This window comes from Prevotella micans F0438, from assembly GCF_000243035.1.
Classification (GTDB): Bacteria; Bacteroidota; Bacteroidia; order Bacteroidales; family Bacteroidaceae; genus Prevotella; species Prevotella micans.
Genome location: NZ_JH594522.1, coordinates 30134 through 43252 on the forward strand (window position 1 = coordinate 30134; position 13119 = coordinate 43252).

Below are 13119 nucleotides of genomic sequence, written 5' to 3' on the forward strand. Positions count from 1 at the left end.
TTGTAAAAATAATGAAAATAAATAACAACGACAATATGCTTATCTACCAGTCGGCAGATGGGAAGATAAAGATAGATGTTCGATTTGAGAGGGAAACCGTGTGGCTGTCGTTAGACCAGATGGCAACACTCTTCGGGCGTGATAAATCTACTATCTCACGACATGTTAAGAATGTGTTTGAAGAGGGAGAATTACCTCCAGTATCAACTGTTGCAAATTTTGCAACAGTTCAGTTGGAAGGGAATAGAGAGGTTTCTAGAAATATAGATTATTACAACCTTGATGTAATAATATCTGTAGGTTATCGGGTGAAATCACAGCAGGGCACACAGTTCCGCATTTGGGCTACACAGCGGCTCAGAGATTATATCATCAAGGGCTTTACATTGAATGATGAGCGGTTTAAGACAGGTTCTTCCTACAACTACTTCAAAGAACTCTTAGATCGTATTCGCGAGATACGCCTTTCTGAGAAAGTGTTTTATCAGCAAATAAAGGACATCTATGCAACAAGCATCGACTATAATCCATCGGCTGAAATGACATTGGCTTTCTTCAAAGAGGTACAGAACAAGTTACTTTGGGCTGTCAGCGGAAAGACAGCTGCTGAACTTATGTTTTATCGTGCCAATGCTTCACTGCCAATGATGGGACTTACTTCTACGGAAAAAGAAGAAAAAGTTACCAAGAATGATGTCTTGATTGGTAAGAACTACCTGAATGAGAAGGAGATTGGTCAACTAAAACTTATCGTAGAACAGTTCCTTGCCTATGCTGAGGCGCAGGCTTTGGCTGAGAAACCGATGTATATGCGTGATTGGGTGCAGAAACTACGCCTTGTACTTACCATGAACGAAAAGAATATCCTTGAACATGCTGGCACAATTTCTCACAAGCTGGCAGTAGCCAAAGCAACGAAGGAATATGTTGCTTACAAAGAACAGCAACGGCAAATAGAACACTTTGATAGTATCCGACAACTCGATCAAGATCTAAAGCGTATTGCACCACGAAAGAGCAATAAAACGAAAAAAGACAACGGAGAGAATAATCAATGATAGTCACCACAGAATATCTTGGCAATCAGGAACTGCTGAAATTACAAAAGACAGCCTTCCTCGCATCAAGCAATATTGCTTCCGAAACGGTGTTGCGGGTATATGATTGGGCTACTGATATGCGTAGTCGGAGAGACTGTATCATCAGCGGATTTAATAGTAAATTGGAACAAGATGTACTTCACTTTCTGTTGAAAGGTAAGCAGCCTGTTATTCTTGTTCTTGCCCGGCGAATGTATAAAGTTATCCCTAAGGAATTACAAGAAGCGTTAACTCAAAATAGACTATTGATAGTTTCTGTAAGTAATGCTGCACGTCAGTCAAAGAACACAGCAATGATGAGGAATAAGTGGCTTTGCGAAATGGCTGACAGGATATTATTCGTAGGTGTGACCGAGCAAAGCAGCCTCTACGCGCTTAAGGCCGCCTTTAATAATAAACAAAAAATGATAACATTATAATTCCCACTATGACTATACAAGACACAATAGCCCGCAAGGAAGGTCAGACATTTGATTGCAAGAGCATTTAAATTGTTCCCAAGACTTTGGCTGTACCCATCGTTGCGTTTGCCAACGCTGATGGTGGAGTGATTGCTATTGACGTATATGACAAGACTCGGAGGATAGAGGGTGTGGATCAATATACAGAGATGCTAAATGAGTTGCTGCGTGTTCCTTAGGATTTCTGTAATCTTTCCGTGCCTATTACCACCGATTTGGTCCCTTGTACTGATAAGGATGGGAACGACAACCATATTTTGTTAATGTATATCCCTGCAAGTTCGGAACTACACGCTAATCAGGTAGACGAAGCCTATATGCGTGTTGGCGATAAGAGTAGAAAGTTGACTTTTGAAGAACGCATACAGCTGATGTATGATAAGGGTGAACGCTACTACGAGGATACGGCTGTGTATGGTGCTATGGTTGATGACATTGATATGACCGCTGTCGAAAGATATACAGAATTAATTGGTTATACCAAATCAGCAAAGCAATATTACAATAAAATAATGGCTTCTTGACTACCAATGCAAAGGGAGAGGAGCAAGTTAGTGTGGCTTGTATTCTGTTGTTTGGTAAATATCCTCAAAAGTTCTTTCCTCGTGGGCGCACTCGCTTTATCCGTTATAAAGGTACAGAAGAGAGAGTGGGCGCAGAGATGAACGTGATTAAGGACGTAACTTTTGAAGGAACGATACTTGATCAGGTGAAAGCCACGATAGCTTATCTTGAAACCCAAGTAGAGGAGCATACGTTCCTTGGGCAACATGGACAGTTCGTAACCCATAGAGATTACCCAAAGTTTGTGATACAAGAAATGGTAGTTAATGCTTGTTGCCACCGTGCCTATAATATAAAGGGTACGGAAATCCAAATTAAGATGCTTGACAATCGACTTGTATTCGAGTCGCCCGGTAGGTTACCTGCAATGGTCAAGCCCTCTAATATCCGTCATACGCATTTCTCTCGCAATCCGAAAATTGCTCAATTCCTTAAGGCATACAGCTTTGTAAAGGAATTTGGTGAAGGTGTAGACCGTGTATGTAGAGAGTTGGAAGCTAATGGTACACCATGTTTATCTTTCCATCTTGATGATTTTATTCTGAAGATTACAGTGCCGAAGGTGACAGAAAGGATAATAGAAAAGGATGTCAACGTGACAGAAAAGGTGATAAAAACTCATCAAGAGGTGATAGAAAAGGTGATAGAAAAAGCGGTGGCTCTCAATGAAAAATTAACAGAAAATCGTATTTCTATCATCAAGCTAATAATAGAGAATCCATATATTTCTAAATCGGAACTTTCCAAACATGTGGGAATCAGTGAAAATTCTATATCTCGTAACATAGAAGCTATGCGTGATAAATACCTTCGCCGTGTCGGTCCCAATAAAGGCGGCTTTTGGGAAATCATAGAATAATATGCAGCGCACAAGCCCAACCAAACGAGAACTTAGGTTGGGCTTGCTTCATATAGGATTATTTCAATTTCTTTGCAACCCATACAACCCATGTGTCAATATGATCTTTGAGAGAGGCGGGAAGTGGTAGTGGAATCTTTATATCTGGCTTGATTCCTATTTCTTTTGTTTTTATTTGTAAAGCGAAGTCTTCGTCGACGCAAACTGGATAATAGCAAGTAATCCCACTATGTGGCAGTTGAAATGGAGCGATGTTACCCGATAGGTTTGCTCCGCTGGTAGGGTCTTGTCCATATATTTTTCCACGATGGCAATAGTCTTTTACAAAACGAGCTAAGGTTTCTCCAGAACTTGCTGTTCTGCTATCAACGAGAATTGCCGCCTTTTTTAAATGGCTTGCAATGAAAGGCATTTCCTCGTTATTGTTCTCTTCTGACAATGGCACAAACTGTGCTTTCGATTGACGGGCTTTCTCTACGATATTTGTATCACCTTGTTTCATGAGTACTTCCCTATTCATGGGGGTGTTTCTGAATAGGACTCTCCAAGGTTTCTTTGGTTGATGGTCTGCGAGTATCTCAAGAAAAGGTTCCCAAATGGCATCATTTCCCCCAGAATTACCTCGAATATCTAAAATGAGATAGGGACAATTCGTTCTTTTATAGGCTTGGGCAACACTATCGACCCATGCGTAAGTGGGATTCTGTCCGCTGCAAGAGGGTATTCTTACCAGATAGGTATCCGTATCGAGCATACACGCAAGGGGTTGAGGGTCATACTCCATCTTCTCGTTATACTTGGGATGAACTCTTCGGTCATACTCTTGCCAGAATCGATGTCGGTCAACTATAAAATGGGTGTCGAATTGAGAGAAAAACCAAAAGACATAGTCACAAGTTGCGGTTTCTATATCTTGACCTTTCAGTAAATGTCGCTTGATCGACTTTTTAAGCTTGGCGTATTCCTTACCATACATTTTGTGAATATATGGGTAAGTAGCAAGATTGGCTTCAGTAAATCTTGTTAGATATTGATAATCTTTTAGATGATGATTGATGCTGTCGGGATGTATTGCAAATGAGGTGGAAGTCCAACATAAAGCAACAGAAATACAGAGCTGTCTTAAGTTCATCATATATTGTCTTTCAGGTGAATTATATTTTAATCATATCTTTGTCAGTGGTCACTTCTTGTTTAGTATTCGATCTTGGTTTGCAAATTTATATATTTTATTCCGTACTTCTTCTTTTTCATGTTTTTGCATCTTTCCATGGTCCTGCCCTACCCGTAATGTTTCTTTATTTCATATAATTCTTTATGTGCCATAAGTTACTTCTTGTATTAAAAGTTTGCTTTCCATTATGTATCTTTAATCTTCTTAATTTATCTGTGCAGAAATTTTAATCGGTTTTATATTGACCAAAGCTTCAATCTCTGCTTTCTCAAAGTAAAGTATTCTACCCCGTGGCTTGTAATGAGATATAAGAGTACCCCAATGTGAGTTTGTAGAGATAACTCTTCGATAAATTTAAGAACCTGCATGACTAACTATCGTGCTTTATTGCCCTTAATCTAGCCATTTCAGAAAGGCCATATGGTGTCAATACCCAATAAGTATATGCAGAACCGTCATAATCTTTACCCACATCTGTACTAATCAATTTTAGTGCCATTAGTTGTACAAGTATTGTTTGGAAATCTGACTCTTTTATACTAGAATATCTTGGTATAAAAGCCTCTTCAAGTCTATCTTTTATTTGTCTCTCAGAGACTGGCTTAAGTAATAAAGTACAGACTGATAGGAATATGTCATTCCATGAGGCAGCTTTCTCTTCATCATGAAAGTTATCCTCAGAAAACAAAGTAGTTCTATAATGTATCGTAAAAAGTTCTTCTCCTTGCTTATACTGTTCAGTACCTTGCAGGCGACTTTGAACTTAGAAAATCGACTTGTTGAGTAAGCTTCTTATTTTCCTCTTGAAGTTCTAATATCTTAGTATTCGCCTCATCTGAGGTTATTTTATCAGCTCTAACCCATCCTGGGCGTGGATGATGCTTTATTTGATAGTCTAAGCTCGTTGAAACATAGCCAGCTAAGTTGTCTTTATTAGTCCATGATTTACACATCCTATTAATCTTTACAATACTCTCAAATTGTTTTAATTTCTCTTTTAGCAGACCGAGACGAAATCTCCTTCTTTGCCAAGTTCGTACTGTGTTCCAATAACGAGTTATTCCCAGTCATCATAGATGTGGTAGAAACCCGATATTGGGTCAGGAAGATAGAGCGTCTTAAAAGTGATGATACCTACTTTCTGCAAAAGCTGAAAGCCGAAATACCCGCCTTTCTCTATTTTCTGCAGCACTGCCCCTTTTCTACCCAAAAGGAGAGTCGCATGTGGTTTGCGCCACAACTGACCTTTACGCCAGCCCTGTAGCGTATTATCCGCAGTAATCCTAATAAGTTGGAGCTTGAGTTTGCTGAAGTTTAAGGTAAACACAGAACTTAATCTATAGTACGACTTCGACATTGGTAGAGGTGGCAACATCATCGACCTTACAGCCTTGCTCTACAACTCTTCGGACGTGTCGTATCTCATTCATCAGATAGAACACAATGCGCCAAGCAGTGTGTCGGTTAGACAGCCCACAGCCAAGCCGACCACACCGCAGAACTCCTTTGGGCACCTGCAAGTGCTCCCTCTCATGCATCCAGACCTTATCCAATAACCTTGAGAAAAGATGTATCAACATTGAAATGGCCAGAAAGGTGTGAAAGGAACTGCACTTTGATACAAGGGGGTAAACATTACTTTGCTATTGGTTTGCCCAACATCTCTGGTGGCTATGAGTTGCGTAATCCATTCTTCAAGGGAGATATCACGCCAAAGAATATCGGTCATTTCATGGAAGAGCAGAACAATGTATGTTTTCTTTTCGAGGGCCTCATGGACTTCCTCTCATTCCTTACGATTCGAAGAAAGGAGAACAACGGACTGATACGCCAGGATTATATGGTACTCAATTCTGTGACGAATGTCCGTAAGTCATTAGAACGTTTGTCGCGTTATGACAAAGTACAATGCTTATTGGATAATGATGATGCAGGACGGAAGGCATACCAAGAGTTACTCTCGGAACTAAAAATACCCGTCATTGACTCTTCAGGCCTATACGCTGACTGCAAGGATCTCAACGAGTTCCTCTGCCGTCAGAATATTCTCCTGCAGAAGCCTGTTAGGTAACAACGAAGATGGTTAAAGCCTTGAGGCTTTCGTTCCTCTTGCCTACGGAGTTTTTATGGCAATAAAATGCTATAGCTCATTAGGGAATTTTTCGAGCCGCAATACAAGTAATGCAAAAAATTCCCAATGAGCCAAGGACGTTACACCCCTCTGAACTCCCTGTTTCAAAAATAGGTACTTGCATCATCTTATCAAGCGGATGATGAAAGTACCTATACAACGAACTAAAAATTTTCATGATATGGCAAATTTTGTAGTTCTCCATCTGGAGAAAGCAAAGAGGGCAAATTCCAAGATGTCTGCCCATATTGAACACACTTTCATTGCAGGCAACGTGGATGAAAGTCGCATACACCTCGACCGAGAATTGATTGCTTTTCCCGAAGGTGTGAAATCACGGTCGGCAGCTATTGAGCATCGAATATAGAATGCGCATCTCAAGCGTAAGGTGGGAAAGAATCAAGTGCATGCCATCCGTGTGATGCTTTCAGCGAGTCCTGAAGCAATGGAAAGGATACAGCACGAAGGAAGGCTTGACGATTGGTGTGAGCAGTCAGTGAAGTGGATGCAGGATACCTTTGGAATAGAGAATCTTGTCTCTGCTGTTCTGCACATTGACGAACAGACGACTCATATCCATGCGACAGTAGTTCCCATCGTCACCGCTACACGTAGAAAGAAGAAATCAGAGGACAGCGTGAAGAAGCACTATTGTAAGAAAGCCGAAGGCTCCCGCCTGTGTGCCGATGATATATACAGAGCAATACTGCAAGGCAGAGAATCTCAAAGAGGATATTGTTCTTTTGGCAGAGCAAAAGGAGAAGGTATCAGAAGATTTATTAAAGGTAAAATCAGAACTGAAACAGACCACGCTGAAAAAGGGTATCAGTAATGCCTGCTCTGATATGGCTAGCGCCATTGGCTCTTTATTTTCAACGAAAGACCAACAAACCATAGCAATGCTAAACCAACAAATTATCGAAAAAAGATAAGATGATTGCTACTTTAAATAAGATTATTCGTGAAAAGGAAAATCTCATTCAAACGGAGAAAGATAATGTTGGATATGCCCAAAAGAAGTTGCAGCGTTTCAAAAGAAACATAGAAGAGTGGTATCCTGATATATGCGCCAATGTGGACTTTGCCAATACATGCTCTAATGCTTATCGGATTAGCGATGAGATTGTTAAACAATTATTGAATGGGAAAAGAGCTGTATGTTCAGGAAAGTTCCTGCCTAAGGGCGAGAAAGTTCCGTTTGAACTTAATAACGCTGTGTTCTCGTCTAAAATGACAAAGTCAAGACCATCGTACGCTGTTGATTAATGGTGAGTTAGTGGCAGATATGATTAAGAACAGGCGACAGCAATGGTATCTTGAAAGGAAACAGAAGGAAGCAATGGAAAGGGCACAGAGAGTTTCGAAAGGTCGAGCTATATATGAAAATGGGGAGAAATATTTGCACAAACTGCCTATTTGATATATGTTAACTAATGGCATTGCATTTTTTCTTAAATATCTTTATCTAAAAGGTGCGGAGGATTTTTTTATTTTAATCCAATTCATGCCAATACTATCCAACCAAGAATTTAGGGAATCTTTAGCAAGATTAGATTCATTAGTGGGACCTATCCAAATTTCTCTAATAGCCTCTAAAGGGATAAAAATGTCAACAAATGGCGAAATCACCCCTCTTTTTATGTCGTACTTTATAGGAAAGAACTGATCTCGTTTTGTAATACAGCATTTCCCATAATGTTCTCTAAGGGGAATTCTGCATTCTTTCTCATATTCAAAATGAGGATTCTTCGCAATAGTATTTAACTCAATAGTTTGATATGTTGTTTCAGGTTTGTCATGGATAGAGTTATATATATACTCTGCTAATTTATTTGATAGTTCATTATCATAAATACACTCAACCAAATTATATCCTTGGTTAACAATAGCTTTTGCATCAAATCCAATGGATAAACCATGCCCATTATGCCCATAATTATTCCACATAGGTAGCGAGTCTGAGACTTTAGAGAAAGAAACAGAGAAATAGTGTTGTTTAGCTTGATGAGCGCTACGTTCAAAAAGGTTCTTCCTGAATGCACTCCTTGTGGCTGGAACTTTTATCTTCTCACCTTCTTTTGTTTCTATTATTTGATAATATTTTTCTGCTATTTTCCTTTCTTCAAAATCTGATAATCCTCTTGGAATGATTAAACCTTCAGAAACATCATTCATATAATTTACACTATAAGCTCGTAAGACGGCTTTTCTATTATTTAAATTCTCAGAAGATAGAATACCTTTAAAAAGTGTCTCCCAAGTTGTATAATGATATACAAGACCTTCATTAATTAACCTTACTATATTCTTACTATCTGGATATTTTTCAAATAAGTGTTTGAGTCTAGTATCTTCAGGAATAGGGTCATTGTCATTGTACAATGATGGTGGAGGTGGAACAAATTTTATCCAACCATCTTCATTCAGCATTTCCTCTGTTGGGTTTATTATTTGTTGATCTTTAACATTAATAAATCCTGCGTAGAAAATTCTACCTTGAGGAGTATCTTTGTAATAGTGATTCATAGGAATATATCATTTGAGTGAATAACATGTGTATTGCTTTTTTGAGATTTAGTATTTTTGTTTTTGGATAAACGCCCTACATCCTGTTAATATTATATCTTTTGTATTAAGATTGATTGGGAACAAAATGGGAATAATTTCTAAAAGAAGAAGGGCTAAGTGTTAAAAAACAAACAACTTAGCTCTTCTCATAGTACCCAGAGCCGGGGTCGAACCGGCACGGATTGCTCCACTGGTGTTTGAGACCAGCGCGTCTACCGATTCCGCCATCTGGGCTTATTTGAAATTTATGATGCAAAGGTATGTATAAAAAAGGAAAAGTAGGTATTGTAATATGAACCGTTTTTACTTCGCTTTACTTTCTATCTTCATTTATCTCTTTTCTACCTTCATAGTTTTCTATCGTTTCTTTGTAATGTTTCATCATTCTTGTAGCTCGTATATTTATTCTTAAATCCTGAAGAGGGTAAAGGCTAGCGATTATTAATTATGAATATCTGACTATAAGATTATTTCCGAAAGCGGGATGTATCAACTTCTTTATGTTTCTTTTCCTGATAAGCTCCGAACTTTATGGTGAGGGACAGACCAAGTTGACGATAGCAGGAAAAATGCATATTCAGATTCTGCCCCTTGAAGTCTATCTCGGGCGATATCGAGGAGGTCTCAAAGATGTCGTTACAGAAAACATGCAGGATGGCTTGCTTCTTCCAGAATTGCCAGCGTAGGCCGAGGTTGAGATTGCCTGAACCGGGGAGATCATAGATGGCTTGTTTTGCCTTGCTACGTATCATTCCGTCGACTGTGAGCGACAGGTTCGACTTCTTGCTTAGCATTGCAACATTGTTTATCTGTGCCATTCCGTAGAAGATGGCGCGATTGAACGGAATGTCGTAGAACTCATCGTTTTTCTCGTGCATCCACACGCCTGTCAGGGTTAAACGGGAATCGAGCCAGGAGCCGAATTTATGTGGCAGCACGGCCTGTACACCTGCTTGTTGCTGAAAGTTGGAGTTAAGGGTTCGGAACATTATTGCCAACCGGTCTGGACGTTGATATGGAGTTTGCATAAAATAGTTGTCGATGTAGTTGAACCATGCAACGAATTGATATTTGTTTTTCAGTACCCAAGCCAGTTGTGTTTGGTAAGAGTTGGCAGGTTTTAGATATGGATTGCCCACAATTTCGTCGTATCCGCCATTGCCATACACTGTGAAATCGTTCATTGCCCAGTATTCCGGATAGGCACGGTCGGTTGAAAAATTAATCAGCCATATATTGTTCGGGTTATGAACATAAGTTATGTTCAACGTGGGATAAATGTTCCATTTGTGCCATTGTGGCGAATGATAATATTCGGCGGATAGCGATGCGTCAAGAATCAGTTTATTTGTCCAGTTCTTTCCAAAACCTACGTAGGCATTAACCACATCTTCTTTCTGTCGGAGATAACTCACAGGGGTAACATTTTGATTAAGATAAGCCTGCCGACTATGGTTGACCGATTGTTTATGCCATGCGCCGTAGTTCAGGCTCCAGTTGTTTTTCAATTGATGTTCTTGCGACAAATAATATCGCCAAACATTTATCCGCTGGTCGTTATCTGCCAGGAGATTAAGATTTCCCGTAGGTGTCACACTATTAAGATTCTGCTTCATCGGATTGTGATAATAAGTGGCCTCGGCGCCAATTTTAATTCCGAAGGGAATCTGATAATCCAGTCTTATGTTATGAAGCCAATTATGATATATGGTCAGCGTATTTCCGACGATGTTGCCGGTGTAATCATTCGTTACGTCGCGATGATTATAGGCTCCCTGATAGGCGAATAAGAGTTTATGCTTTTCGGTAAAATCAAATTCTGCTCCGAGACGATAATTATGCCCGAACGACTTTGAAAGCTGAGTTTGATGATTCTTGATGTCGTGCACCGTTCCGTTGTTGAGCGAGTGGTGAGAGTCTTCGTCGGTTACGCCATATTCTTTGCCATGACCATGTAGATACATCGCATCCAGCGAGAACTTACCTTTATGATAATACATCGCCCCCCGTTCGCCAAACATGGCATTGTGCTTTTGATTGTAGGCAAGATTGATTTCTCCGTTAAGAAGAGATTCTTTTGAAGTTTCTTTCTTCAACCGGATGTTTATGAGAGCTCCGCGAACCTGCGTTTTTGCCGGAGCGGAATACATTACATCAGCCTTATCCAGCCGGCTAACGGGAAGACTCTTCAACAGCGAGAGCATCTGGTCGGGCGTCAACGTCATCACTTGTCCGTTGAGCGATATAGTTACTTTCCTACCGGCCAATTGATATTGTCCTTCATTCTCAACAACTCCTGGAAGCTCTTTAATAGCATCATAAATATTGTCGACAACTTTATTTTCAAGCAGTCGCGGCAAGTCGTAAGTTATTACGCTACCGTTGACAACAGCTATCGGTCGTTCGCCTTTGACCAACACTTCCGGAATTTCGTACATAATACTGTCCTTGGGTAAGGAGTCTGATTCGTCTTGCGAAAAAACCGTCAGATGCGACAATAGAGCAATTGCGAGAAAAACAAGTTTAAGCATAATGCTAAACCTTAAAGGCTGTTTCACGGAAGTTGCATGGATTGTTATCTTCATAATCTAATAAAATGATTTTATTGTTTTTGTCATCGCCTGCAAAACTAGGGCATCTTTAGCTAACCTACGAGAGGTTATCGCGACTTTAAAAAGAGATTAAATATTCCTACAAGCCCCTATTCCATTAGCGAACATATGCTTTTCGGCACTATTAAGGCTACTCGGATTATTCTTCCGACATTATAATCTCCTTGAAGATGCTATGTTTTCATGATTTATATCTCCGGGAAGTTACGAAGATATAAAATACTAATATAATCAATGTTCGGAAAGTTACGGATATATAAAACACTAATATAAATAATCTTCGGAAAGTTCCGAAGATATAAAACACTAGTTTAATTAATGTTCGGGAAATTCCGGAGATATAAAATACTAATGTAAATAATATTAGGGAGATTCTGAAGATATAAAACACTAGTGTAAATAATATTCGGGAAGTTCCGGAGATATAAAATACTAGTTTAATTAATGTTCGGGAAGTCCCGGATATATAAAATATTAGTGTAATTAATATTCGGGAAATTCCGGAGATATAAAATACTAGTGTAAATAATATTAGGAAAGTTCCGGAGATAATATACTTTTCTCGGGATTATATGAATTATACAACGAATGAATGTTGCTTTTTCTGTTAGCCTAGAAAAAGTTGCGTTATGTAGAGTCTCAATTTTGAGAAAGAAAAACGGGAATAAATCTTAAGTCGATTCATTCCCGTTTAGTGTTTCGTGTGCGTAAATCTTACGTCTGTGCAAGGAAAGCGGCATTTATTTTCGCAGCAATGTCTTTCTGCTCTTCGGCAGTGATACTGATATGTTTACCGAAGTTTATATCAGCCTCGCTGTTGATTGGGATGAGGTGAATATGGGCATGAGCAACTTCGAGGCCGAGCACAATTTGGGCAACCTTCTTGCAGGGGAAAGCGGTTTTGATGGCACGGGCCACTTTCTTGGCAAAGATTTGGAAGGCAGCCAGTTCGTCGTCGGGCATATCGAAGATGTAGTCTGTTTCTTGTCGCGGAATGACTAGGGTGTGAGCTTTCCCAACTGGGTTGATGTCGAGAAAAGCGTAGAACTTATCGTTTTCTGCACATTTGTAGCTCGGAATTTCTCCGGCTGCAATCTTTGAGAATATAGTCATGGCTGTTTTTGTTTAAACGTCGATGCTGATGTTGTCGATTCTCAGTTGGATTGTTCCGCGTGGGATTTCGATTTCGACTACGTCGCCAACCTTTTTGTTCAATAGGCCTTGTGCGATGGGTGTTTTGATGGATATTTTTCCTTGTTTGAGGTTAGCCTCTGTTTCGCTGACGATAGTGTATTTCATCTTCGATTTGTCTTTGAGGTTAGTCATCTCGACGGTCGACATGATTTGTACCGCTTCGTTGCTGAGGCGTGATGTGTCGACGATTTTTGCATGTGCAATAGTCATCTTCATTTCGTTGATTTTTGCCTCCAGGTGCCGTTGTGCTTCCTTGGCGGCATCGTACTCTGAGTTTTCGCTGAGGTCGCCTTTGTCGACTGCTTCAGCGATTGCGGCTGATGCTCTTGGGCGTTCAACCGATTCTAAGTGCTGCAATTCGGCCACGAGTTTTTCGTAGCCCTCTTGTGACATGTAGGACATCTTTATTTTCTTTTAAAAGTTATGTGTTTGATGAAGGATATAAAAAGATAGAAT

The 13119-nt window shown here is 39.8% G+C and carries 9 protein-coding genes, 1 tRNA gene and 5 pseudogenes; 8 read left to right on the forward strand and 7 right to left on the reverse strand.

The features are described from left to right. Positions 1-11 precede the first annotated feature (11 nt). The 3 genes and pseudogenes from HMPREF9140_RS04710 to HMPREF9140_RS04720 all read left to right on the forward strand — a co-directional run bounded on the left by HMPREF9140_RS04710 (position 12) and on the right by HMPREF9140_RS04720 (position 2984). Positions 12-1058, forward strand: coding sequence for a virulence RhuM family protein (locus tag HMPREF9140_RS04710; RefSeq protein ID WP_006952169.1), 1047 nt, complete (start codon positions 12-14; stop codon positions 1056-1058). Beyond that, positions 1055-1519: a hypothetical protein gene (locus tag HMPREF9140_RS04715; RefSeq protein WP_006952171.1), complete on the forward strand. Its 465-nt coding sequence runs from the start codon at positions 1055-1057 to the stop codon at positions 1517-1519. Before HMPREF9140_RS04710 ends, HMPREF9140_RS04715 begins: the two co-directional genes overlap by 4 nt. Positions 1520-1527: 8 nt before the next feature. After that, a pseudogene (locus HMPREF9140_RS04720) lies at positions 1528-2984 on the forward strand (ATP-binding protein). Positions 2985-3042: 58 nt separating this feature from the next. Here the strand turns inward: HMPREF9140_RS04720 and HMPREF9140_RS04725 are convergent. Continuing rightward, complete coding sequence (locus HMPREF9140_RS04725) at positions 3043-4119, reverse strand: S41 family peptidase (protein ID WP_238300651.1); 1077 nt, start codon at positions 4117-4119, stop codon at positions 3043-3045. 243 nt (positions 4120-4362) lie between these two features. Next, positions 4363-4522 (reverse strand): annotated as a pseudogene (locus tag HMPREF9140_RS10745) (helix-turn-helix domain-containing protein); the annotation flags it as partial. 639 nt (positions 4523-5161) lie between these two features. Between HMPREF9140_RS10745 and HMPREF9140_RS10200 the strand changes: the two are divergent. The 5 genes and pseudogenes from HMPREF9140_RS10200 to HMPREF9140_RS10760 form a co-directional block, all read left to right on the forward strand. Beyond that, positions 5162-5419, forward strand: a pseudogene (locus HMPREF9140_RS10200) (helicase); the annotation flags it as partial. 52 nt (positions 5420-5471) lie between these two features. Further along, a pseudogene (locus tag HMPREF9140_RS10205) lies at positions 5472-6229 on the forward strand (toprim domain-containing protein); the annotation flags it as partial. 241 nt (positions 6230-6470) lie between these two features. Then, on the forward strand, positions 6471-6656 hold the full coding sequence (locus tag HMPREF9140_RS10750) for a hypothetical protein (RefSeq protein WP_006952187.1): 186 nt from the start codon (positions 6471-6473) through the stop codon (positions 6654-6656). A 15-nt stretch (positions 6657-6671) separates the two neighbouring features. Then, positions 6672-7121: pseudogene (mobV, locus tag HMPREF9140_RS10755) on the forward strand (MobV family relaxase); the annotation flags it as partial. Between the two features lie 101 nt (positions 7122-7222). Beyond that, complete coding sequence (locus HMPREF9140_RS10760; protein WP_006952189.1) at positions 7223-7555, forward strand: hypothetical protein; 333 nt, start codon at positions 7223-7225, stop codon at positions 7553-7555. Between the two features lie 195 nt (positions 7556-7750). On the opposite strand, the gene HMPREF9140_RS04760 is transcribed toward HMPREF9140_RS10760, so the two are convergent. The 5 genes from HMPREF9140_RS04760 to greA form a co-directional block, all read right to left on the reverse strand. Further along, positions 7751-8815, reverse strand: a complete 1065-nt coding sequence (locus HMPREF9140_RS04760) for a DUF2971 domain-containing protein (RefSeq protein WP_006952190.1) — start codon at positions 8813-8815, stop codon at positions 7751-7753. A 194-nt stretch (positions 8816-9009) separates the two neighbouring features. Beyond that, positions 9010-9091: transfer RNA gene (locus HMPREF9140_RS04765), tRNA-Leu, on the reverse strand. A gap of 233 nt (positions 9092-9324) precedes the next feature. Next, complete coding sequence (locus tag HMPREF9140_RS04770; protein WP_006952191.1) at positions 9325-11442, reverse strand: outer membrane beta-barrel protein; 2118 nt, start codon at positions 11440-11442, stop codon at positions 9325-9327. Between the two features lie 741 nt (positions 11443-12183). Further along, positions 12184-12582, reverse strand: coding sequence for an HIT family protein (locus HMPREF9140_RS04775; RefSeq protein WP_006952192.1), 399 nt, complete (start codon positions 12580-12582; stop codon positions 12184-12186). Between the two features lie 12 nt (positions 12583-12594). Beyond that, a complete protein-coding gene (gene greA / locus HMPREF9140_RS04780) occupies positions 12595-13065 on the reverse strand; it encodes a transcription elongation factor GreA (RefSeq protein WP_025073327.1) in 471 nt (156 codons plus the stop codon). Between the last annotated feature and the right edge of the window lie 54 nt (positions 13066-13119).